Origin of the sequence: Oceanicella actignis, assembly GCF_900111545.1 — a bacterium.
Lineage (GTDB): Bacteria > Pseudomonadota > Alphaproteobacteria > Rhodobacterales > Rhodobacteraceae > Oceanicella > Oceanicella actignis.
Genome location: NZ_FOHL01000010.1, coordinates 104,986 through 126,276 on the forward strand (window position 1 = coordinate 104,986; position 21,291 = coordinate 126,276).

Sequence of the window (21,291 nt, forward strand, 5' to 3'; positions counted from 1 at the left end):
CGTTGTGCTCGTTTGCCGCCCATGACCGCAGAACGCCCCTCGCCCGCCGCGCCCGACGCCGAACCCTTCTGGCGCACGACGCCGCTTGCGCGCATGACGCGCGCGCAGTGGGGATCGCTGTGCGACGGCTGCGGGCGCTGCTGCCTGCTCAAGCTCGAGGATGAAGACGACGGGACCGTCGCCTACGCCAACGTCCATTGCCGCCTGTTCGACCCCGAAACCCGCCGCTGCGGCGCCTATGCGCGGCGCAAGGCGCTGGTGTCCGGCTGCGTGATCCTTTCGCCCCAGACCATCGACGAGATCAAGGACTGGATGCCCGCGACCTGCGCCTATCGGCTTCTGGCCGAGGGCAAGCCGCTGTTCGACTGGCACCCGCTGATCTCGGGCGATCCCGAATCGGTGCGCCGGGCGGGCGTGGCGGTGCAGGGCTCGGCGCCCGAATACGAGGTGGACGAAGACGATCTGCCCGACCACCTGATCGAAGGAATGCTGTGATGTGGTTCAGCTCCGACAACGCGGCCCCCGCGGCCCCCGCCGTGCTCGAGGCCCTGGCCCGCGCCAACGAAGGCCCCGCCGGCTCTTACGGCGCCGATCCGTGGACCGCGCGCGCCACGGCCCTTGTGCGCGAGATCTTCGAGGCGCCCGAGGCCGTCGTCCTGCCGGTGGTCACGGGCACCGCGGCCAACAGCCTGGCGCTGGCCACGCTGTGCCCGCCCTGGGCGGCCATCTGCTGCCACGAACACGCCCATGTGCAGGAGGACGAGTGCGGCGCGCCGATCTTCTACACGGGCGGCGCGACGCTGTGGCTGATCCCCGGCGCGCATGCGCGCATCGACCCCGAGGCGCTCGAGCGGCGGCTGGCGCAGGCCTGCCATGCGGGCGTGCACAACGTGCAGCGCGGCGCGGTGACGGTGACGCAGGCGACCGAGCTGGGCACGCTCTACCGCCCGGCGGATCTGCGCCGCATCGCCGACATCGCCGGCGCGTGGGATCTGCCGCTGCACATGGACGGCGCGCGCTTCGCCAACGCGGCGGCGCGGCTGGGCGTCAGCCCCGCCGAGCTGACCTGGAAGGCGGGGGTTCAGGCGCTGTCGCTGGGCGCGACGAAGAACGGCGCGCTGGGGGTCGAGGCGGTCGTCTTCTTCGGCGAAGAGGCCGAGCGCCGCGGCTGGGAGTTCGAGCTGCGGCGCAAGCGCGGCGGCCACCTTCTGTCCAAGATGCGCTACGCCTCGGCGCAGCTGGCCGCCTGGCTGGAAGACGGGCTGTGGCTCGAGCTTGCCGCCCGCGCCAACGCGGCGGCCGACCGCCTGGCCGAGGGGCTGCGCGCCTCGGGGCTGGCGCAGATCCCGCATCCGGTCGAGGCGAACATGGTCTTTCCGACCCTTCCGCGCGCGGTGCATGCGCGGCTGCAGGCGGCGGGGGCGCGCTACTATCCCTGGCCGCACGAACCCGCCCCCGACGGCCCCGATGACGAGCCCATCGGCTGCCGCCTGGTCTGCGCGTGGAACACCGCCGACGAGGACATCGACGCCTTTCTGGCCGCCCTGCGCGGGTGAGGCGGCCCATGGCGCGCGAACGCCCCGGCCTCTCGGCCTTCATCATCGCCAAGAACGAGGCCGCGCGCCTGCCTCGCGCCATCGAGGCCCTGCGCGGCCTGGCGGACGAGGTGGTGGTGGTCGATTCGGGCTCGACCGACGGCACGCCCGAACTGGCCGAGCGGCTGGGCGCGCGCGTCTTCGTGCGCGACTGGCGCGGCTACGGCCCGCAAAAGCGCTTCGCCGAAGAGCAATGCCGCCATGACTGGCTGCTCAACGTCGACGCGGACGAGGTGGTCACCCCCGAGCTGGCCGAAGAGATCCGCCGCGTGGTGCGCGAAGAGCCGCCCTCGGCCTGGAAGGTGCGCATCCTCAACGTCTATCCGGGCGACGCGCGCCCGCGCCCGCTGGCCAACGACTACAACGTCGTGCGCCTTTACCATGTCGAGGCCGGGCGCTACCGCGACCACCCGCTCTTCGACCGGGTCGAGACCCTGGCGCCGCCGCGCCAGCTCAGGGGCGCGCTGTGGCACTATCCGTTCCTGACCTGGCACGCGCTGATCCAGAAGCAGAACGCCTACACCACCTTCCAGGCCCAGGCGGCGCGGCGCCGGCCCCTGTGGCTGCTCAAGGCCCGCCTGGCGGTCGAGTTCCCCTACGTCTTCCTCAAGACCTATCTGCTGCGCGGCCATGCGCTGGGCGGCTGGAAAGGCTTCGCCTTCTCGGTCGCGCTGGCGCATGCGCGCTTCCTGCGCATCGTCAAGCTGATCGAACGCGAAGAGAGCGCCGATTAACCGCGCGTAAGAAAAGCCGCCCTACCCTGCGAATCGGATGCCGCGCCCCGCGCGGCCCGGGGTGCGACGGAGGATCGACATGGCGGCGCTGGTCAAAAGCGAAACCGGCTTCGACGAGGATTTCGAGGCGCAGGAGGCCCTGGCGCGCAAGGCCCTCGACCTTGCCCACGCAAGGCGGCTGCCCCCCACGCCGCGCGTCTTCGAGGTGCTCTATGGCTATGTGCGCGGCGAGCCCGAAGGGTTGCGCAACGCCGTCGGCGCGCTGCTGGAACGCGACGAATCCCCCGCATTGTCGGCGATCGAGCGCATCTATGAAGAGCATCTCGCCCTTGGCGCGGCCCCCGTGCGGCTGTTGTCGCTGGGCCAGACGCTGGACGGCGAAATGGGCGAGGTGGTCGAACGCCTGGCGCGGCGCGAGACCGAGGATGCGCGCTTCATGGGCGCCCTCACCCGCATCCGCGAAGGGGTGAACCTGCTTTCGCGCGCCTCGACCGTGCGCGAGGCCGCCGAGTCGCTGATCGAGGTCACCGGCGCCCACGCCGCGCAAACCAGCGATCTGACCTCCCAGCTTCGCGCCGCCCGGCGAAAGATCGAGGATCTGTCGCGCGATCTGAAGGATCTGCGCGAAGCGGCCTATCTGGACCATCTGACCCAGCTCCCGAACCGCCGGCGGCTGGACGCCGTGCTCGAGGCCGAAATCGCCGCGGCGCCCGAACGCGGCCCGCTGTGCTTCGCGCTGGCCGACATCGACCGCTTCAAGCAGCTCAACGACCGATACGGACACGCCGTGGGCGACTCGGTGCTCAAGGAATTCGCCCGCATCCTCAAGCTCAACCTCAAGGGAAAGGACACGCCGGCCCGCTTCGGCGGCGAGGAATTCGCCATGGTCCTGCCGGCGACCAACCTGATGGGCGCGCGCCACATCGCCGAAAAGATCCGGCAGGAGCTGGCGGCGAAAAGCTTCGTCGTCGCCGAAACCCGCGAACGCCTCGGGACGGTGACCGTGTCGGTGGGCGTCACGCAGCTTCGCGAAGGCGAGGACGCCGCCGCGCTGATCAAGCGCGCCGACGAGCTGCTCTACAAGGCGAAGGAAGCCGGACGCAACCGCGTGGCGAGCGCCGCCTGAGGGCCGCGCCCCGGCTGGGGCGCGGCGCCCGCTTCAGCCGTCGAGGAAGCTGCGCAGCTTGCGGCTGCGGCTGGGATGCTTGAGCTTGCGCAGCGCCTTGGCCTCGATCTGGCGAATGCGCTCGCGCGTCACCGAGAATTGCTGACCGACTTCCTCGAGCGTGTGATCGGTGTTCATGCCGATGCCGAAGCGCATGCGCAGCACGCGCTCCTCGCGCGGGGTCAGAGAGGCCAGAACGCGCGTCGTCGTGTCCTTGAGGTTGGCCTGGATCGCGGCGTCCAGCGGCAGGATCGCGTTCTTGTCCTCGATGAAATCGCCCAGCTGCGAGTCCTCCTCGTCGCCGATCGGGGTCTCGAGCGAGATCGGCTCCTTGGCGATCTTCATCACCTTGCGCACCTTCTCGAGCGGCATCTGCAGCTTGGCCGCCAGCTCTTCGGGCGTGGGCTCGCGCCCGATCTCGTGCAGCATCTGCCGGCTGGTGCGCACCAGCTTGTTGATGGTCTCGATCATGTGCACGGGAATGCGGATCGTGCGCGCCTGATCCGCGATCGAGCGCGTGATCGCCTGGCGGATCCACCACGTCGCATAGGTCGAGAACTTGTAGCCGCGCCGATACTCGAACTTGTCCACCGCCTTCATCAGGCCGATGTTGCCCTCCTGGATCAGGTCCAGGAACTGAAGGCCGCGGTTGGTGTATTTCTTGGCGATCGAGATGACCAGCCGCAGGTTCGCCTCGACCATCTCCTTCTTGGCGATGCGCGCTTCCTTCTCGCCCTTCTGCACGGTCTGGACGATGCGGCGGAACTCGGGAATGTCCACCCCCACATGGCGCCCAATCTCGCCGATCTCGCGGCGCACGGCCTCGATGCGGTCGCGGTTGCGCTCGACGAACTGCGCCCAGCCCTTGCCCTTGAGCGTGGCGACGCGGTCGATCCAGCCCGGATCGAGCTCGGAGTTGCGGTATTCCTCGATGAAGGCCTTGCGGTCGATCTTGGCCGCGTCCGCCATCTTGATCAGCGAGCCTTCCAGCGTCATCAGCCGGCGGTTGATGCCGTAAAGCTGGTCGACCAGCGCCTCGATGCGGTTGTTGTGCAGGTGCAGCTCGTTGACCAGCTGCACGATCTCGGCGCGCAGGCGCTGGTATTCCCGCTCCTGCTGGGGGGTGAAGGTCTTCTGCTCGGACAGAGCGGCCGAGATGCGCTGCACCTGCATCTCGTGCAGGCGCTTGTAGTCCTCGGCGATGCGGTCGAGCGTTTCGAGCACGCGCGGCTTGAGCTGCGCCTCCATCGCCGCCAGCGACAGATTCGCGCGCTCGTCCTCGTCCTCCTCGTCGTCGTCGCCCGACGCCGCGGCGGGCGCGGCGGCGCCCTCGGCGGGCGCGGCGTCGACGTCCTCTTCCTCGTCCTCCTCCATATGCGCGCCGAAGGTGGACTCAAGGTCGATGACGTCGCGCAGAAGGATCTTCTCCTCCAGCAGCTCGTCGCGCCAGATGGTGATGGCCTGGAAGGTCAGCGGGCTTTCGCAAAGCCCCGCGATCATGGTCGAGCGGCCGGCCTCGATGCGCTTGGCGATGGCGATCTCGCCCTCGCGCGACAGCAGCTCGACCGAGCCCATCTCGCGCAGATACATGCGCACGGGGTCGTCCGTGCGGTCGAGCGTCTCGGAGGGCGTCGCGGCGACGGCCACCTCGCCGCCCTTCTCCTCCTCCTCCTCGGCCTCCGCCTCTTCCTCCTCGACGACGTTCACGCCCATCTCGGACAGCAGCGCCATCACGTCCTCGATCTGCTCGGAGGAGACCTGCTCGGGCGGGAGCACGCGGTTGAGCTCGTCGATCGTGATGAAGCCCTTCGCCTTGGCGGCGGCGATCATCTTCTTCACCGCCGCCTGGCTCAGGTCGAGCATCGGGCCTTCGGCGTCGTCCTGATCTTCGGGCTTGTCGTTTTCGGTGTCCTTGGCCGCCATGTACGTCTCCGCTTGGCCGACCGTTCCGCCAGGCTGCCGCCCGGGAACGGCCCGCGATTGAGATCCCGAGTCCGTCAGACCGGGATATATAGGTGATTCGCGATTCGAATCACGCCCCGTCGGGCCGATTTTTTCGCCGCTTCCTCGCCCAGATTCGCGATTCGTGCAATGCGCGCAGCTGCGCGCGCAGCGCCTCTTCGTTCTCGTCGCCCAGCGCCTCGGCGCCCGGCGCGGGGCGGGCGGCGCGCTCGCGCTCCTGCGCGGCCTGCGCCAGGCGGCGCATCAGCAGATCGAACGCGCCTTCGGCGCCAAGGTCGCGCCGCGCCGCCTCGATCTCGGCCGCCTGCGCCTGCCGCGCCAGGTGAATGGCCAGCGCCTCGCGCAGCACCGCCTCGGCCCGGGCGCGCGGGGCGCCGCGCGCCAGCGCCGGCGTCAGCGGCGCGACGCCCTGCGCCAGAAGCGCGTGCGGATCGCGCCCCAGCCGCCGCGCCACGCCCGCGCGCAGGATGTCGGGGGCTTCGGCCTCGGGCGCCTCGAGGGCGGGGCCCAGCTCGGCCAGGATCGCATCGCGCACCGCCTCGAATTCGGGCGTCTCGAAGCGCAGCACGTCGAGCTCGGCCTCGAAGGTCTCGGCCAGCGGCGGGTGGTTGAGCACGCCCAGAAGCAGCGCCGCCTCGCGCCAGCGCGCGGGCGAGGCGCCGGCGCGCGAGGCCAGCTGCGAGGCGCGCAGCTGCGCCGAGGGCCCCGCCTCGCGCCGGGCCGCGTCCTTCCAGCCGCCGCGCCGGGCGCCGAAGCCGCCGCGCCGCCCCCCCGGCGCGCGCCCCCAATCCTCGCGCGGTTCGGCGGCGGGCGGCGGGTCGTCCTCGGGCGCGCGGGATCGGCGCGCCGGGCGGCCGAAGAGCGCATCGCGCCGCTCGCGCAGCGCGTCGGCGTAGTGCCCGCGCAAGCCGCGGTCGGGGATGCGCGCAAGCGCCTCGGACAGGCGCTTGTCCAGCGCCGCGCGGCGCTCGGGCGCGTCGAACACCCTGCCCTCGATCTCGCGCCGCCACAGCATCTCGACCAGCGGCAGCGCCTCGGCGATCAGCCGCTCGAGCGCCTCGGGCCCCGAATCGCGCAGGAAGTCGTCGGGGTCCTTGCCCTCGGGCAGCAGGCAGAATCGCAGCGTCTTTCCCGGCTCGAGCAGCGGCAGCGCCAGGTCGACCAGCCGCCGCGCCGCCCGCAGCCCCGCCGCGTCGCCGTCGAGCATGATGACCGGCTCGTCCGCCAGCCGCCACATCAGCCGCAGCTGGCGCTCGGTCACCGCCGTGCCCAGGGGCGCCACGGCCGCCTCGAACCCCGCCAGGACCAGGGCGATGACGTCCATGTAGCCCTCGGCCACCAGCAGCCGCCCGGCGCGGCCCGCGGCCTCGCGCGCGGGGCCGATGTTGTAGAGCGTGCTTCCCTTGTCGAAAAGCGGCGTGTCCGGGCTGTTGAGATACTTGGCCCGCGCGTCCTCGCGCAGCGCCCGCCCGCCGAAGGCGATGCAGCGCCCGCGCGCGTCGCGGATGGGAAACATGACGCGCCCGCGGAACCGATCATAGGGCGCCGAGCCGTCGTCGGGGCGGATCGCCATGCCCGATTCCACGATCAGTTCCTGCGAAACGCCCTTGTTCGTCAGATGCGCGAGCAGCGCGCCGCGGTCGTCGGGCGCGAATCCGATCCCGAAGCGCTCGATCGCGGCCTCGTCCAGGCCGCGGCGGCGAAGGTATTCGCGCGCCTGCGCGCCGCGCGCCCCGCGCAGCTGCATGCGCATGAACCGGGCCGACAGCTCCATCACCTCGACCAGCGTCTTGCGCCGGTCCTCGCGGCGGGCGGCCTCGGGATCGCGCGTGGGCATGGTCATCCCCGCCTCGGCGGCCAGAAGCTCGACCGCCTCGATGAAGGACAGGTTCTCGCTCTCCATCACGAAGCCGATGGCATCGCCCTTCGCCTGGCAGCCGAAGCAGTAGTAGAAGCCCTTGCGGTCGTCGACGTGGAACGAGGCGGTGCGCTCCTGGTGGAAGGGGCACGGCGCCCACCAGTCGCCGCGGGCGGGATTGGACTTGCGCCGATCCCACGCGACCTTGCGCCCGACGACGTCGGACAGGCTCACGCGCGTGCGCAGCTCATCGAGGAAACCGGGCGGCAGGGACATGCGGGGACTATCGCGCGCGGGAGCCGATTCTCCAAGCGGCGCTCAGGTCCAATGCGGAAGATCGCCGCCCGGCAGCGCCGCGCGCGCGCGCAGGGGCGCGTCATAGGGCCGCCCGGCGGCGTCGCAAAAGGCGATCACCGCCCCCTCGTCGCCAAGCAGGATGTCGAGCACGAAGCCCAGGAATTCGGGATCGGCCGCGCGCGCGCGCACGGTGTCCGCATCGGCGCCGGCGGCGGCCAGAAAGGCCCCCAGCCGGTCCGGGTCCGACGCCATCCATGCCAGCGCCTCAAGCGCCAACGCCTCGGCCGCGTCTCGGTTCATGCCAGGTTCCTCCGATGTTCTCGCGATCTCGACCGGTGGCCGAAACCCTTCGTTAACGCTTATATCGTGAAGTGAGCGGAAGCGGAGCGTCGCCGCGCTTCGCAAATCTCGATCGCCGCCCGGCGCGGGCGCCGATTTCGTGTGCGGGAGAAAATGCATGAGCGGACGAATCCTCGTCGTCGACGACGTGGCGACCAACCGCATGCTGCTCGCCGCGCGCCTGGGCGCAGACTATTATGACGTCACCACCGCCGCCAACGGCCGCGACGCGCTCGAGATCTGCGCGCGCGAGGCGCCGGATCTGGTGCTGCTGGACGTGGTCATGCCCGAGCTCGACGGGTTCGAGGTGTGCCGCCGCATCAAGAGCGATCCGCAGCTGCACCACATCCCTGTGGTGATGATCACCGCCCTCAACGAGCCCGAGGAGCGGGTGCGCGGGCTCGAGGCCGGGGCGGACGACTTCCTGACCAAGCCTGTGAACGAGCTTGAGCTGAACGCGCGCGTGCGCAACCTGCTGCGCATGAAGATGATGATCGACGAGATGCGCCTGCGCGTCGAGACGACCCAGTCGCTGGGGCTGGAAGCCGTCCGGGCCGAGCTGGACGTGGATGTTTCGGGGGCCAATGTGATGATCGTCGCGGCGGAGCCCGACAGCGCGCGCCGGCGCGCCGACATCCTGCGCAAGGCGCTGGACGTGCGCGTGCGCATTCCGCCCAACGACCGCGAGGCGCTGACCATGGCCGAAGCCGCGCCCCCCGACGCGTTCCTGATCGACCGCCGCCTGCCTGCCGGCGGCGACGGGCTGCGGCTGGTTTCGGCCCTGCGCTCGCGCCAGTCGACGCGCGCAAGCGCGATCGTGCTGGTCGCGCCCGAAGGCGACGCGGCCTCGGCCGCCAAGGGCCTGGACCTTGGCGCCGGCGACTATCTGTTCGAGCCCGTCGACGCGGCCGAGCTTGTCGCGCGCATGCGCTCGCAGCTGCGGCGTAAGCGCTATGCGGACGAGCTGCGCGACACGCTGCTCGACGGCCTGCGCCTTGCGGTGACCGACCCGCTGACGGGGCTGTTCAACCGGCGCTACGCGGCCACGCACCTGCAAGGGCTGATCAGAAACGCGCGCGACGGCGAGCTTGGCGTGATGATGATGGACATCGACCGCTTCAAGCAGGTGAACGACACCTACGGCCACGCCGCCGGCGACGCGGTGCTGCGCGAGTTCGCGCGCCGGCTGAAGGCCAATGTGCGCGGCGCGGATCTGACGGCGCGCCTTGGCGGCGAGGAGTTCCTGGTCGCCATGCCCGATGCGCGCCGCGAAGCCGTGGCCGCGGCGGCCGAGCGCGTGCGCGCGGCCATCCAGGAACCTCCGTTCGACATCGGCGATCGCGAGATCCCGGTCACCGTGTCCATCGGCGTGGCGATGTATGCGCCCGGCGACGGGGCCGAAAGCCTGATCGAGGCGGCCGACGCGGCGCTTTACGCCAGCAAGAACGGCGGGCGCAACCGCGTCACCTTTCGCGACGCCGCCTGAGCGGGGCGCCCCGGCGCCCCTCAATGCGCCTCGGCCCAGCTCCGCCCCACCCCGGCATCGACCTTGAGCGGCGTCGACATGGCCACCGCCGGCTCGGGCGCGCCCTCCATCACCGCGCGCATGACCTCGATCAGGCGCGGGGCTTCGTCCTCGGGGCATTCGAACAGCAGCTCGTCATGCACCTGCAGCAGCATGCGCGCGCGCAGATCGGCCTCGCGCAGCGCGGCGGGGGCGCGGATCATGGCGCGGCGGATGACGTCGGCGGCCGAGCCCTGGATGGGCGCGTTGATGGCCGCGCGCTGCTGAAAGCCCGCGCGCGGGCCGCGGGCGTTGATCTCGGGCGTGTGGATGCGCCGCCCGAAGATGGTGCGCACGAAGCCGTCGCGCCGCGCCTCTTCGACGGTGCGGTCCATGTAGACGCGGATCTCGGGGAACTTCTGGAAGTAGGCGTCGATGAAGGCCCTGGCCTCGTCGCGCGAGATGCCCAGCTGATTGGCCAGGCCGAAGGGCGAGATGCCGTAGATCACGCCGAAATTGATGGCCTTGGCGCGTCGGCGCACCATGGGGTCCATGCCCTCGACGGGCACGCCGAAGACCTCGGACGCGGTCATGGCGTGAATGTCCATTCCCTTTCGGAAGGCGTCCTTCAGCGCCGGCACGTCGGCGATGTGCGCCAGGATGCGCAGCTCGATCTGCGAGTAGTCGAGCGAGACGATGACCGAGCCCTCCTCGGCCACGAAGGCCTCGCGGATGGCGCGGCCGGCCTCGGTGCGCACCGGAATGTTCTGCAGGTTCGGATCGGTCGAGGCCAGGCGCCCCGTCGTCGTCGCCGCCAGCGAGAAGCTGGTGTGCACGCGCCCCGTCTCGGGGTTCACATGGCCCGGCAGCGCGTCGGTGTAGGTGGATTTGAGCTTGGCCAGCTGGCGCCAGTCCAGCACCCGCGCGGCCAGCTCGTTGCCCTCGGCGGCCAGGGTCTCGAGCACGTCGGCGGGTGTGGACCAGGCGCCGGACTTGCCCTTCTTGCCGCCGGGCAGGCCCATCTTCTCGAACAGGATCTCGCCCAGCTGGCGCGGCGAGCCGACGTTGAAGCTCTGCCCCGCCAGGGCGTGGATCTCGGCCTCGAGCTCGGCCATGCGGGCCGCGAACTCGTTCGACAGGCGGTTGAGGCGCGGCACGTCGACCTTGACGCCGGTCATCTCCATCTGCGCCAGCACCGGCACGAGGGGCCGCTCGAGCGTCTCGTAGACCGTGGCCAGCCCCTCGCGCGGCAGCCGCCCGCGCAGGGCGTCGCGCAGGCGCCAGGTCACGTCCGCGTCCTCGGCGGCGTAGGGCGCGGCCTTGTCCAGCGGCACGCGGTCGAAGGTGATCGCCGACTTGCCCGAGCCGATCAGCTCCTTGATGCCCAGCGGCTCATGCCCCAGATGCAGGTGCGACAGCTCGTCCATGCCATGCCCGTGCAGCCCCGCGTCGAGCGCGTAGCTGATGAGCATGGTGTCCTCGTGGCAGATGACCGGCGCGCCGTGGCGGGCCAGCACCTTCATGTCATACTTGATGTTGTGCCCGATCTTGAGCACCGCCGGATCGGCCAGGGTCGGCGCCAGCATGCGCAGCGCCTCGTCGCGGTCCATCTGGCCCGGCGCGGGCTTGCGGGCGCCCAGCAGGTCGCCGTCGCCCTCGACATGGCGGAAGGGGACGTAGCACGCGCGCCCGGGCGCGACGCAGATCGACAGGCCCACCAGATCGGCGCGCATCTCGTCCAGCGAGGTGGTCTCGACGTCGATCGCCGCCTCGCCGCGCTCGTTCATCATCTCGATCCAGCGCGCCAGCGCCGCGGCGTCGCGCACCACCTCGTAGCCGTCGCGATCGATGGCGGCGGGCGGATCGGCCTGCGCGGCGTCGGCCCCGGCGTCGGACCCGGTCTCGGCGGGGCGCGGCGCAGGCGCGGCGGGCGGCTCGACGCCCAGCGTCCGGGCCGCGCGGCGCAGAAGGGTGCGGAACTCCATTCGCGACAGGAAGTCGAGCAGCGCCTGCGGATCGGGCTTGCGCAGGGCCAGCTCCTCGAGCGGCAGGGGCGGCGGCACGTCGCGGGCCAGCTCGACCAGGCGGCGCGACATGCGGATGCGCTCGGCGTTCTCGAGCAGGGTCTGGCGGCGCTTGGGCTGGGGAATGTCCTGCGCGTGGGCGAGGAGGTTCTCCAGATCGCCGTATTCCCGGATCAGCTTCGCCGCGGTCTTGACGCCGATGCCCGGCGCGCCCGGCACGTTGTCGACCGGATCGCCCGCCAGCGCCTGCACGTCCACCACGCGCTCGGGCGGGACGCCGAAGCGGGCCTCGACCTCTTCGGGGCCGATGACCTGGTTCTTCATCCCGTCGACGAGGCGCACGCGCTCGTCCACCAGCTGCATCAGGTCCTTGTCGGAGGAAATGATGGTGACCTTGGCCCCCGCCTCGCGCGCGAGGCGGGCGTAGGTGGCGATGATGTCGTCCGCCTCCCAGCCCTCGGCCTCGATGACGGGCAGGTTGTAGGCGCGCGCCGCCTCGCGCACGAGCGGGAACTGGGGGACCAGATCCTCGGGCGGCGGCGGGCGGTTGGCCTTGTATTCGGGAAAGATGTCGTTGCGGAAGGTCTTGCCCGGATGATCGAAGATCACCGCCGCATGCGTCACGGGGCAGCCCGAGGCGTCGCCATCGGCGGCGCGCTCGGCGATCATCTTCTGGATCATGTTGCAAAAGCCGGCCACCGCGCCGACGGGCAGCCCGTCGGAGCGGCGCGTGAGCGGCGGCAGCGCGTGATAGGCGCGGAAGATGAAGCCCGAGCCGTCCACCAGCTCCAGATGGTCGCCGGGGCCCAGGGGGCGGCCCTGCCCGCTCACCGGCTCAGCCCTTGTCCGCGGGGCCGCCCCTGAGGACGAACTTCTTGTCGCAATATCCGCATTCGACATAGCCCTTGTCCTCGGGGATCGTCATCCACACGCGCGGATGGCCCAGCGGGCCGGCGCCGCCGTCGCAGCTGACGCGGGTCGTCTCGACGATCTCGACTTCGGGGGCTTCGATGGGCATGGCGTGTCCTCGTGCGGTTGCGGGGCTCGGCGCGAGCCCGTGCGGATGGCGGCGCGCGCGCTCCGGCGGCTGCGCGCGCGCATGATAGCGATGCGCGCGTGCGCGGCAAGCGCCCGCGGCGCGGTTGAACGCTTGGCCCGGCGGGCGTATCAACGCGGGGCCGACCGCCGGGCGCATCGACGCCGGGCCGCACGCCCCGCAGCCGCCATGGAGCCGCATAGCATGACCTCGCCCGCCGCCCCGGACGCCGCACCAGACGCCGCCATTTCCGTGCGCGGCCTGCGCAAGGTCTATCGCGGCGGCAAGGAGGCGCTGCGCGGCATCGATCTGGACGTGCCGCGGGGGGCGATCTTCGGGCTTCTGGGGCCGAACGGCGCCGGCAAGTCGACCTTCATCAACATTCTGGCGGGGCTGACGATCAAGACCGCCGGGCAGGTGCGCATCTGGGGCTTCGATCAGGACCGCAACCCGCGCCAGTCGCGCGCCGCCATCGGGGTGGTGCCGCAGGAGCTGAACATCGACCCCTTCTTCACGCCGCGCGCCGCGCTCGAGGTGCAGGCCGGGCTTTACGGCGTGCCGCGCGCGCGCCGGCGCACCGACGAGATCCTGGCCAAGGTCGGTCTGGCGGACAAGGCCGAAGCCTATGCCCGCACGCTTTCGGGCGGCATGCGGCGGCGGCTGCTGGTGGCCAAGGCGCTGGTGCACGATCCGGCGGTTCTGGTTCTGGACGAGCCGACGGCGGGCGTGGACATCGAGCTGCGGCGCATGCTCTGGGACTATGTGCGCGAGCTGAACGCGCGCGGGGTGACGATCATCCTGACCACGCACTACCTCGAGGAGGCCGAGGAGATGTGCGACCGCATCGCCGTCATCGGCGACGGGCGCCTGATCGCCTGCGACGACAAGGCGGCGCTGCTCTCGCGGCTGGACGAGCGCGTTCTGGCCGTGCGGATCGAGCCGGAGGAGGCGCGCGCGCAGGCCGCCCGTCTGGACCTGCCCGGCGGCGCGCGCGCGCATCTGCGCGCGGACGGCTGGCTCGAGATCGCCTATCGGCGCGGCGCGACCGATCCGGGCGCGCTGATCGCGCGCATCGAACGCGCGCAGGGCCGGATCGTGGACCTGTCCACGCGCGAACCCGATCTTGAGGACGTGTTCATGAGCCTTCTGCGCGAGGCGGGCGCGGCGCGCGACCGCGCCGGCTGAGACGCCCGCGCGGACCGATTCTCGCCGCGCCTGCGCGTTCGCCGCCCCGCGCCTGATGCCGCGATCGCGGCGAGGGCCTCGGCATCCGCGCGAAGGGCGCGAAACGGCGCCCCCGAAGCCGCCGCCGGGGTTCAAATGGACTCTGGGGTGATGAATTGTTATCATTCACCGGTGGTAAATCGTCCGTTTCGCATTATTGGGGGTGCGGACGGGTTTTCAGAGTGATCAGCGTATCATGCGCCGGGCGTTCGCGTTCTGCTGCCGGCGCTGGGGGAGAAATGGCCATGAACGGCATGTTGAAGCGGCTTAGCCGCAGGCGGGCGGAATTCGCGCGCGACGAAAGCGGCGCGATCACCGCCCTGATGGTGCTTCTGTTTCTGGGAATCATCGTCGCCACCGGCGCGGCCATCGACATCGCCCGGCAGGAGGCCGAGCGCGCCGATCTTCAGGCCGCGCTCGACCGCGGCGTGCTGGCGGCGACCTCGCTCAATCAGGAGGTCCCCAAGGAGGAGCTCGACGAGCTGATCGACGAATATGTCGAGCTGCGCAACTTGAAGAAGACCGACGCGACCGTGACGGTGGACCCCAAGATCTCGATCAACGAGCGCGACGTCGCGGCCAAGGCCTACTTCCCGGTGAACACGACCTTCCTGCGCTTCGTCGGCCTGTCCGACATGATGGTGGGCGCGGATTCGCGCGCGGTGCAGAGCGTGACGAACGTCGAGATCTCGCTCGTGCTCGACATCTCGGGCTCGATGCGCTTCGACGAGCGCGTTCTGGACCTGATCCCGGCGGCGCAGAACTTCATCAACGTGGTCACCCAGTCGGGCGCGAACCGGAACGTCACGGTCAACCTCATCCGCTATGCCGGCCAGACCAACCCCGGACCGTGGATGTTCGAGAAGCTGGGCGGCAAGAAGGACGCGGTGTGGAGCCACGACAACTCCCATTGCTTCTATATGGACACCTCGTCCGACGGCGACTTCTCGCATGCCGACCTGCCGCGCCGGCAGGACCGGCAGCAGGTGCCGCATTTCATGTATTGGGCCATCGCCAAGGACTGGATGAAATGGGGCTGGTGCCCCTCGGACGAGATGCAGATCCGCTACCTCGTCAACGACTACGCCACGCTTGTGAACGAGATCGACAAGATCCGTCCGGGCGGCAAGAACGGCGACGAAGGCAATCTGCATGACGGCACGGGCACCTACAACGCCATGAAATGGGCGGTGGCGCTGCTCAACCCCTCGTCGCAGGGCATCGTGCACCAGATGGTGCTCGACGGCCTGGTGGACCCCGCCTATGACGGGCGCCCGGCCGCCTGGAACGCCGAGGACACGAAGAAGTTCATCGTCCTCATGACGGACGGCAAGATCACCGAGCAATACGATCCGCGGGAAAAGAACGACAAGGCGAAGGTCGAGCTCATGGCCGAGAAGGCGGTGCTCGAGACCGACCAGCTGTCGGCGGACCGGCTGTTCGGCCGCTCGACCGGGGTGAGCTATTTCTACAACCAGTGTCAGCTTGCCAAGGATCACGGGGTGACGGTGTTCACCATCGCCTTCATGACCCCCTACAAGGACGAGATGGAGAACTGCGCCTCGACCAAGGCGCATTTCTACGAGGCTGACCAGCTGAACATCGGGCAGGTCTTCAGCCACATCGCGACGACGATCCAGCGCCTGCGGCTGATCATGTGAGGGCGGCCGCGCCGGCGGGCGCCGGCGCGGTTCAGAACGGGCGCCAGAGCTTCTTGCGCGCCAGGCTGGTCAGGTCCGAAAGCAGATAGTCCGGCTGATCGGCGCCGGACAGGGATTCGAGCAGCGCCTCGCGCTCTTCCTCGCCGCCGGCGGGCGCGCCGGGGCCGAAGCCGCGATCGGCCCAGCGGGCGAACAGCGCCGCGTCCACGTCGTTGCGCTCGAGAATGCGCGCGCGCTGCTCTTCGCCCAGATCCTCGGCGCGCAGGACGCGGCGGCGGCCGACATTCTGCGGCGTGACTGCGTCATCCACCCCCAGCTCGCGCGAGATGGTGCCCACGACCTCGTCGCAGCGCTTGTGGCCGCCCACGAAGTGGAACCCGCGCAGCGCGTCGTCCAGAAAGGCGAAGCGCGCGCGCGAGGACATGGCGTAGATGCGCGGATAGCCGATCTCGAAATAGCGCATGAGCAGAAAGCGGCTGATCGGGTTGCGCCGCTGCGCCGCCAGCCAGTCGTCGAAAGGCGGCGGGGCGGGCTGGCCGTGATCCAGGTGCCGCGAGACGCGGTAGTTGTAGAAGGACAGCAGATAGCCGACCGGATCGCGCAGCAGCACCGATTCGCGCAGCTCGCGCCCGGGAAAGAAGCGCCGCATCGACCGCGCCAGCGAATGGCCCGACATCACCCGCACCCGCGCCGCGCGCTCGGGGTCGATGCGCGCGCGGTTGCCCAGCACGTCGCGCAGCGGATTGTTCCAGCGCGGGGCGATCATGAACCCCTCGCCCAGGGTGCGGTCGAAGTGCCGCTCGACCGTGGTGCCCGCGCATTTGGGCACATGCACGAAGAAATGGATGGGTTCGGACATCGGGCTTCCTTCCGGACTCCGCCCCGGCGGCGCTGCGCCTTGGCGATAGCGCAACCGCGCGCCGCGCGCAACGCGCCGGCCCGGTGGACGGGCGCGCCCCAAGCGGCTATCGAGCGAAGGGTCCCCGCGCGGCGCGGCCCGCCGCAAGCGTTGAGGAGAGACGCAGATGGCCTATGAATACGACCCCCAGAACATCTTCGCGCGCATCCTGCGCGGCGAGATCCCGTGCTCGAAGGTGCTCGAGACCGAGCACTCGCTGGCCTTTCGGGACATCAACCCGCAGGCGCCCACCCATGTGCTGGTGATCCCCAAGGGCCCCTATGTGAACTACGACCATTTCGCCGCCGAGGCGTCCGAGGCCGAGATCGTGGACTTTGTGCGCGCCGTGGGCCAGGTGGCGCGCGAGCTGGGCTGCGCGCAGGCGGCGGGCGGGAACGGCTACCGCATCCTGTCGAACGCCGGCCCCGACGCCCATCAGGAGGTGCCCCACCTGCATGTTCACCTGTTCGCCGGGCGCTTCCTGGGGCGGATGATCCGCGTGCCCGACTGAGCGGCCGCGCCGGCGTCGCCCAGCAGCAGCGGCGGCGCCAGCTCGCGCAGCAGCTTGCGGCGCATGGCGCGGGCGAAGTCGCCATGGTCGCGCGCGGTCTCGACGAAGGCGTCGGGGCCGCGGATGACCTCGGCGCGGTAATACTCGGCCAGGCCCTGCGGATCGTCGCCGATGACCAGGGCGTTGACGGTGACGCCGCCGAAGTCGAAGGCCTTGTAGGCGCTCGAGGGGCCGAAGCCGGCGTTGTTGATCCCGTCCGAGGCGATGTCGAGGGTGCGCCGCGCGCAAGGCGGCGCGCGCCGCAGCAGCACCGCCCCGACGCCAAGCGCATGACCGAGCGCGGTGGGAAACTCGGTCTGCGAGCGCGGATGGGCCAGAACGCGCGCGGCCAGGGCGTCGGCGTCGGCGGGCGCGCGCATCAGCGTCCAGCCGGCGACCATGGCGGCGCGGTCGCGGCCCGACCACTCGTAGATCGCCAGCGCGACCGGCCCCTGGCCCGGGGCGAACATGGCCGCGCGCACCGCCTCGTCGCGCAGCGCCGCGGCCAGCCCGCGCGATTGCAGCGCGTATTCCTCGGCGTCGACGCTCGAGGACACGTCCATCGCCAGCGCCAGGGCCAGGCGGCACGCTTCCTGCCCCCCCGCCTGCCCCGCCGCCTGCGATGCCGCCGGCGACGCCGCCGCAAGCAGCGCCGCCGAGGCCCAGCGGATCAGGCGCCGCGCGCGCTCACCACGTCCCGACATTGGGCATGCTGACCCAGGGCTCGGCCGGCTCCTTGGCGCCGCCGGCCTGCAGCAGCTCGATCGAGATGCCGTCCGGGCTCTTGACGAAGGCCATGCGCCCGTCGCGCGGCGGCCGGTTGATGGTCACGCCGCCTTCCTGCAGGCGCGCGCACATGGCGTAGATGTCCTCGACCTCGAAGGCCAGATGGCCGAAATTGCGGCCGGTGGAATACACCTCGTCCGAGCCCCAGTTGTAGGTCAGCTCGACCGCCACGTCGTGCTGGCCGGGCGCGGCCAGAAAGACCAGCGTGAAGCGGCCGGCCTCGTTCTCGATGCGGCGGATCTCCTCCAGCCCCAGAAGGTCGCAATAGAAGCGCTTCGACTCTTCGATGTCGCGCACGCGCACCATGGCGTGCAGGTAGCGGATCTTCATTCTCTTCTCCTCTTTCGCGCGGCCCCTGCGCGGCGTTGCCCGGCGGGCGGATGTGCATTATGCCTTGGCCCGACACGCGGCAGCCACCGAGCGGAACACGACATGCCCCTGACGCCCGAACAACAGGCCCAGATCGACGCGGCGCGCGCGCGCCCGAACCAGACGCTGCGCGCCGTGGCGCCGGGGCTCGAGGCAAGGCTGTATCAGGCCACGCCCGTGCTTGACCACGGCTTCGTGCGGGTGGTCGACTACATGGGCGACGACGCGGCGATCGTCCAGGCGGCGCGGGTCAGCTACGGCGCGGGCACGCGCAAGGCGCGCGACGATGCGGGGCTGATCCGCTACCTGATGCGGCACTGGCACTCGACGCCCTTCGAGATGTGCGAGATCAAGCTGCATGTGAAGCTGCCGATCTTCGTCGCGCGCCAGTGGATCCGCCACCGCACGGCGAACGTGAACGAATACTCGGCGCGCTATTCGGTGATGGACCGCGAGTTCTACATCCCCGCCCCCGAGCACCTGGCGGCGCAGGCGGCGACGAACCGGCAGGGGCGGGGCGAGGCGCTCGAGGGCGAGGAGGCCGCCGAGGTGCTGCGCCTGCTGCGCGAGGACGCGGCGCGCTGCTACGAGGATTACGAGCGCATGCTCAACCAGACCATCGACGGCCGCGTCCTGGACCCGGCGCGCAAGGGGCTGGCGCGCGAGCTGGCGCGGATGAACCTGACGCAGAACATCTACACGCAGTGGTATTGGAAGACCGATCTTCACAACCTGTTCCATTTCCTGCGCCTGCGCGCCGACCCCCACGCCCAGCACGAGATCCGCGTCTATGCCGAAGCGATCTGCGACATCGTGCGCGACTGGGTGCCGCTGGCCTGGGCCGCCTTCGAGGAATACCGCCTGCACGGGGCGCAGTTCTCGCGCACCGGCATGGCGTGCCTGCGCCGCATGCTGGCGGGCGAGCGGGTGACGCAGGAGAATTCCGGCATGAGCCCCGGCGAGTGGCGCGAGTTCCGCGCCGCGCTCGATCCCGAAGGGCGCCTGCCCTGAGCCGCGCCGCGCCGATGGCGTCCACGCGCCCCGAGATCTGCGCGGGCCTTCAGGGCGGGCTCGGCAACCAGCTGTTCCAGTATGCGGCGGGGCGGGCGCTGGCCGCGCGGCTCGGGGCCGAGCTCAGCGTGCATCCGCGCGCGCGCGGCGCGGCGGGCATCAAGGCGGTGGGCCTGGCCGAGTTGGGCCTGACGCCGCGCATGCGCACGGGCCATGGAGGGCCGCTGCGGCGCGCGGCGCTGAACCTGGCCAAGCCGATCGCCCGCGCGCTGGGACGCGACGTGGTCAAGACGCCGCCGGGCTGGCGCGGCCGCATCCATCGCGAGCGCGGCTTCGCCTACGATCCCGTCTTCGAGACGCTGCAGGGCAGCTGGTATCTGGCCGGGTATTTCCAGTCCTGGCGCTATTTCGCCGCCATCGCCGACGAGCTGCGCGCCGATCTGCGCGCCGGCGCCGAAGCCGCCCTGCCCCGCGACGCCGAGCTGCCGGATCTGAGCGGCGACAGCGTCTCGGTGCATCTGCGCCTTGGCGACTACGCCGACCCGGCCAATGCGCGCATCCACGGCGTCCTGCCGGCCGAGTATTTCGCCGCCGCCTGCGCGCGCATCCGCGAGGCGCGCCCCGACGCGCGCTTCTTCCTCTTCTCGGACCAGCCGCGAGAGGCGCGCGCGCGCCTGTCGGGGCTGGACCTGACCGTGGTCGAGGGCGGCTCGCGCGCGGCCGACCTGGCGCTGATGGCGCGCTGCCGGCACCATGTCATCGCCAACTCGACCTTCAGCTGGTGGGGCGCGTGGATGGGGCCGGGCGGGATCACCGTCGCGCCGCGCCAATGGTTCGCGCCCGAGAAGCAGGCGGGCATGGACCTGTCCGACCTGTTCCCCGAAGGGTGGATCCGTGTCTGACCGCGCGCAGCCCTTCGACGCCTGGCTGATCAACCTGGACCGCGACTCGGGCCGCCTTGCGCACATGCGCGCCGAGCTTGCCGCCGCCGGCATCGCCTGGCGGCGCTTTGCGGCGCTGACCCCCGACGCGATTCCGCCCGCGCTGCGCCCGGCCTTCTTCGACGAGGCCGGCGCGCCCCACGCCCCCCTGCGCCCGGGCGAGATCGCCTGCTACGCCTCGCATCTGAGCGTCATGGCCCTGATCGCCGAAAGCGGCCGCCCGGGCCTGGTGATGGAGGACGACCTGCGCCTCGCTCCCGGCTTCGCCGAGCTCGCCCGGCTTCTTGCCGCGGCGCCGGCCGACTGGGGCTTTCTGCGCCTGAGCAACGCGCCCAAGACCGCATGCCGCGAGGTCGCGCGCGACGGCACCCTGGCGCTGGTCGAGTGCTGGCGCGTGCCCAACAACGCCGGCGCCTATCTGGTCAACCCCGCCGCCGCGCGCCGCTTCATCGCGGCGTATCCGCGCCGCCTGCGCCCGATCGACGAGGACATGCGCCGCGTGTGGGAGCATGGCTGCGTCTCCTACGTCGCCCTGCCCCGCCTGACCGAGCTCAACATCTTCGAATCGAGCATCGACGCCGCCGGCGCGCGCGGCGACGCCCCCGCACGTCGGCGCTTCGAGGCCGCGCGCAGACGGCTCGGCGGCGAACCCGCCTGGCGCTGGCAGCTGCGCCGATGGGGCCTGGCGGGCGCGGCGCGCGCCATGGGGCGCGGAATCGCGCTGAGTCTGCGCAAGCGCGTCAGCGGTCGCCGAGCGCGGCCCGAAGATTACCTCCTGCGCCGCTGAGGGCGCGCGCATCCGCATCGCGAACACCGCTTATCCATTTGTTTTTTCGTCCATTTCTACCTTTCGCGCAGAAAATCGGCGACGGGCCGAAATTTCCTGTTGCAGCCGACCGCGGACCTCCATATACACCGCGCTCACCGGCGGCGAGGACGCGGCAGCGACCGACCCGGCGGACCGGCCCAAGGGGCCACGCTCTTTGACATTATGACTGGAAGGGATATGCGGACGGCTGGGTTGTTTCGACGACCGGACGTCTGGATATCGGCCTCTAGGGCTGGCTTTTGGCTGGCTCGATGATGAGGTGTCAGCTTCACGCTTGGCGGCTCGGGTTTTCCGTGAGGGGACTTGAGCATGTCGAGAGTGACGATGTGCAGAGGTTCGAACGTCAAGGACGTCGCTGAGCGACGTTTCAACTTGAGAGTTTGATCCTGGCTCAGAACGAACGCTGGCGGCAGGCCTAACACATGCAAGTCGAGCGGGCCCTTCGGGGTCAGCGGCGGACGGGTGAGTAACGCGTGGGAACGTGCCTTTCGGTTCGGAATAGCCCCGG

The 21,291-nt window shown here is 70.7% G+C and carries 19 protein-coding genes and 1 rRNA gene; 12 read left to right on the forward strand and 8 right to left on the reverse strand.

All coding sequences use genetic code 11. The features are described from left to right. Positions 1-21 precede the first annotated feature (21 nt). The 4 genes from BMW67_RS13935 to BMW67_RS13950 all read left to right on the forward strand — a co-directional run bounded on the left by BMW67_RS13935 (position 22) and on the right by BMW67_RS13950 (position 3,455). Positions 22-495, forward strand: a complete 474-nt coding sequence (locus BMW67_RS13935; protein WP_072748272.1) for a YcgN family cysteine cluster protein — start codon at positions 22-24, stop codon at positions 493-495. Then, positions 495-1,556 carry a threonine aldolase family protein gene (locus BMW67_RS13940; protein ID WP_072748273.1) on the forward strand — a complete coding sequence of 354 codons (1,062 nt, stop codon included), beginning with the start codon at positions 495-497 and terminating at the stop codon, positions 1,554-1,556. The genes BMW67_RS13935 and BMW67_RS13940 overlap by 1 nt, the downstream gene beginning before the upstream one ends. A gap of 8 nt (positions 1,557-1,564) precedes the next feature. Further along, positions 1,565-2,329 (forward strand): glycosyltransferase family 2 protein, encoded by a 765-nt coding sequence (locus tag BMW67_RS13945; protein WP_072748274.1) that lies wholly within the window; start codon positions 1,565-1,567, stop codon positions 2,327-2,329. Positions 2,330-2,408: 79 nt separating this feature from the next. Next, positions 2,409-3,455 (forward strand): GGDEF domain-containing protein, encoded by a 1,047-nt coding sequence (locus BMW67_RS13950; protein ID WP_072748275.1) that lies wholly within the window; start codon positions 2,409-2,411, stop codon positions 3,453-3,455. Between the two features lie 33 nt (positions 3,456-3,488). On the opposite strand, the gene rpoD is transcribed toward BMW67_RS13950, so the two are convergent. The 3 genes from rpoD to BMW67_RS13965 all read right to left on the reverse strand — a co-directional run bounded on the left by rpoD (position 3,489) and on the right by BMW67_RS13965 (position 7,911). After that, positions 3,489-5,417 (reverse strand): RNA polymerase sigma factor RpoD, encoded by a 1,929-nt coding sequence (rpoD, locus tag BMW67_RS13955; protein WP_072748276.1) that lies wholly within the window; start codon positions 5,415-5,417, stop codon positions 3,489-3,491. A 109-nt stretch (positions 5,418-5,526) separates the two neighbouring features. Next, on the reverse strand, positions 5,527-7,590 hold the full coding sequence (gene dnaG / locus BMW67_RS13960) for a DNA primase (RefSeq protein ID WP_072748277.1): 2,064 nt from the start codon (positions 7,588-7,590) through the stop codon (positions 5,527-5,529). A 42-nt stretch (positions 7,591-7,632) separates the two neighbouring features. Continuing rightward, entirely contained in the window at positions 7,633-7,911 is a 279-nt protein-coding gene (locus BMW67_RS13965) for a DUF3572 family protein (RefSeq protein WP_072748278.1), read from the reverse strand. 157 nt (positions 7,912-8,068) lie between these two features. Here BMW67_RS13965 and BMW67_RS13970 point away from each other — a divergent pair, with 157 nt between their 5' ends. Further along, positions 8,069-9,436 (forward strand): PleD family two-component system response regulator, encoded by a 1,368-nt coding sequence (locus tag BMW67_RS13970; RefSeq protein ID WP_072748279.1) that lies wholly within the window; start codon positions 8,069-8,071, stop codon positions 9,434-9,436. A gap of 20 nt (positions 9,437-9,456) precedes the next feature. Here BMW67_RS13970 and polA read toward each other — a convergent pair whose 3' ends face one another. Next, positions 9,457-12,309, reverse strand: coding sequence for a DNA polymerase I (gene polA, locus BMW67_RS13975; RefSeq protein WP_245728539.1), 2,853 nt, complete (start codon positions 12,307-12,309; stop codon positions 9,457-9,459). 4 nt (positions 12,310-12,313) lie between these two features. Continuing rightward, positions 12,314-12,496, reverse strand: coding sequence for a zinc-finger domain-containing protein (locus tag BMW67_RS13980; RefSeq protein WP_072748280.1), 183 nt, complete (start codon positions 12,494-12,496; stop codon positions 12,314-12,316). A 222-nt stretch (positions 12,497-12,718) separates the two neighbouring features. Between BMW67_RS13980 and BMW67_RS13985 the strand changes: the two genes are divergently transcribed. Both BMW67_RS13985 and BMW67_RS13990 read left to right on the forward strand, forming a co-directional pair. Further along, the gene (locus BMW67_RS13985) at positions 12,719-13,699 is read left to right on the forward strand and encodes an ABC transporter ATP-binding protein (RefSeq protein WP_072748281.1); all 981 of its coding nucleotides are present in this window, start codon (positions 12,719-12,721) and stop codon (positions 13,697-13,699) included. 284 nt (positions 13,700-13,983) lie between these two features. Beyond that, complete coding sequence (locus BMW67_RS13990) at positions 13,984-15,399, forward strand: TadE/TadG family type IV pilus assembly protein (RefSeq protein ID WP_072748282.1); 1,416 nt, start codon at positions 13,984-13,986, stop codon at positions 15,397-15,399. Between the two features lie 31 nt (positions 15,400-15,430). Here the strand turns inward: BMW67_RS13990 and BMW67_RS13995 are convergent, their stop codons facing one another. After that, a complete protein-coding gene (locus BMW67_RS13995) occupies positions 15,431-16,258 on the reverse strand; it encodes a sulfotransferase family 2 domain-containing protein (RefSeq protein ID WP_072748283.1) in 828 nt (275 codons plus the stop codon). 166 nt (positions 16,259-16,424) lie between these two features. On the opposite strand from BMW67_RS13995, the gene BMW67_RS14000 reads away from it, so the two are divergent. After that, positions 16,425-16,808, forward strand: coding sequence for a histidine triad nucleotide-binding protein (locus BMW67_RS14000; RefSeq protein ID WP_072748284.1), 384 nt, complete (start codon positions 16,425-16,427; stop codon positions 16,806-16,808). On the opposite strand, the gene BMW67_RS14005 is transcribed toward BMW67_RS14000, so the two are convergent. Both BMW67_RS14005 and BMW67_RS14010 read right to left on the reverse strand, forming a co-directional pair. After that, positions 16,757-17,551 (reverse strand): DUF1194 domain-containing protein, encoded by a 795-nt coding sequence (locus tag BMW67_RS14005; RefSeq protein WP_083581577.1) that lies wholly within the window; start codon positions 17,549-17,551, stop codon positions 16,757-16,759. The two genes, BMW67_RS14000 and BMW67_RS14005, sit on opposite strands and share 52 nt — an antisense overlap. After that, a complete protein-coding gene (locus BMW67_RS14010) occupies positions 17,535-17,963 on the reverse strand; it encodes a VOC family protein (RefSeq protein WP_211356300.1) in 429 nt (142 codons plus the stop codon). The genes BMW67_RS14005 and BMW67_RS14010 overlap by 17 nt, the downstream gene beginning before the upstream one ends. A 102-nt stretch (positions 17,964-18,065) precedes the next feature. On the opposite strand from BMW67_RS14010, the gene thyX reads away from it, so the two are divergent. The 4 genes from thyX to BMW67_RS14030 all read left to right on the forward strand — a co-directional run. Beyond that, positions 18,066-19,013: an FAD-dependent thymidylate synthase gene (gene thyX, locus BMW67_RS14015; RefSeq protein WP_072748285.1), complete on the forward strand. Its 948-nt coding sequence runs from the start codon at positions 18,066-18,068 to the stop codon at positions 19,011-19,013. Between the two features lie 14 nt (positions 19,014-19,027). Next, the gene (locus tag BMW67_RS14020) at positions 19,028-19,915 is read left to right on the forward strand and encodes an alpha-1,2-fucosyltransferase (RefSeq protein WP_072748286.1); all 888 of its coding nucleotides are present in this window, start codon (positions 19,028-19,030) and stop codon (positions 19,913-19,915) included. Beyond that, entirely contained in the window at positions 19,908-20,741 is an 834-nt protein-coding gene (locus tag BMW67_RS14025; protein WP_072748287.1) for a glycosyltransferase family 25 protein, read from the forward strand. The genes BMW67_RS14020 and BMW67_RS14025 overlap by 8 nt, the downstream gene beginning before the upstream one ends. Positions 20,742-21,151: 410 nt before the next feature. Continuing rightward, positions 21,152-21,291: ribosomal RNA gene (locus BMW67_RS14030) — 16S ribosomal RNA — on the forward strand; the annotation flags it as partial.

What these genes read in the sequence shown, in the direction of transcription:
- BMW67_RS14020 (WP_072748286.1), top strand. Translation starts at nt 19,028, where the DNA reads ATGGCGTCCACGCGCCCCGAGATCTGCGCGGGCCTTCAGGGCGGGCTC.
- BMW67_RS13980 (WP_072748280.1), bottom strand. Translation starts at nt 12,496, where the DNA reads ATGCCCATCGAAGCCCCCGAAGTCGAGATCGTCGAGACGACCCGCGTC.
- BMW67_RS13945 (WP_072748274.1), top strand. Translation starts at nt 1,565, where the DNA reads ATGGCGCGCGAACGCCCCGGCCTCTCGGCCTTCATCATCGCCAAGAAC.
- dnaG (WP_072748277.1), bottom strand. Translation starts at nt 7,590, where the DNA reads ATGTCCCTGCCGCCCGGTTTCCTCGATGAGCTGCGCACGCGCGTGAGC.
- BMW67_RS14010 (WP_211356300.1), bottom strand. Translation starts at nt 17,963, where the DNA reads ATGAAGATCCGCTACCTGCACGCCATGGTGCGCGTGCGCGACATCGAA.
- BMW67_RS13940 (WP_072748273.1), top strand. Translation starts at nt 495, where the DNA reads ATGTGGTTCAGCTCCGACAACGCGGCCCCCGCGGCCCCCGCCGTGCTC.
- BMW67_RS13935 (WP_072748272.1), top strand. Translation starts at nt 22, where the DNA reads ATGACCGCAGAACGCCCCTCGCCCGCCGCGCCCGACGCCGAACCCTTC.
- BMW67_RS13970 (WP_072748279.1), top strand. Translation starts at nt 8,069, where the DNA reads ATGAGCGGACGAATCCTCGTCGTCGACGACGTGGCGACCAACCGCATG.
- BMW67_RS13965 (WP_072748278.1), bottom strand. Translation starts at nt 7,911, where the DNA reads ATGAACCGAGACGCGGCCGAGGCGTTGGCGCTTGAGGCGCTGGCATGG.
- rpoD (WP_072748276.1), bottom strand. Translation starts at nt 5,417, where the DNA reads ATGGCGGCCAAGGACACCGAAAACGACAAGCCCGAAGATCAGGACGAC.
- BMW67_RS14005 (WP_083581577.1), bottom strand. Translation starts at nt 17,551, where the DNA reads ATGTCGGGACGTGGTGAGCGCGCGCGGCGCCTGATCCGCTGGGCCTCG.
- BMW67_RS13995 (WP_072748283.1), bottom strand. Translation starts at nt 16,258, where the DNA reads ATGTCCGAACCCATCCATTTCTTCGTGCATGTGCCCAAATGCGCGGGC.
- BMW67_RS13950 (WP_072748275.1), top strand. Translation starts at nt 2,409, where the DNA reads ATGGCGGCGCTGGTCAAAAGCGAAACCGGCTTCGACGAGGATTTCGAG.
- BMW67_RS14000 (WP_072748284.1), top strand. Translation starts at nt 16,425, where the DNA reads ATGGCCTATGAATACGACCCCCAGAACATCTTCGCGCGCATCCTGCGC.
- BMW67_RS13990 (WP_072748282.1), top strand. Translation starts at nt 13,984, where the DNA reads ATGAACGGCATGTTGAAGCGGCTTAGCCGCAGGCGGGCGGAATTCGCG.
- thyX (WP_072748285.1), top strand. Translation starts at nt 18,066, where the DNA reads ATGCCCCTGACGCCCGAACAACAGGCCCAGATCGACGCGGCGCGCGCG.
- BMW67_RS13985 (WP_072748281.1), top strand. Translation starts at nt 12,719, where the DNA reads ATGACCTCGCCCGCCGCCCCGGACGCCGCACCAGACGCCGCCATTTCC.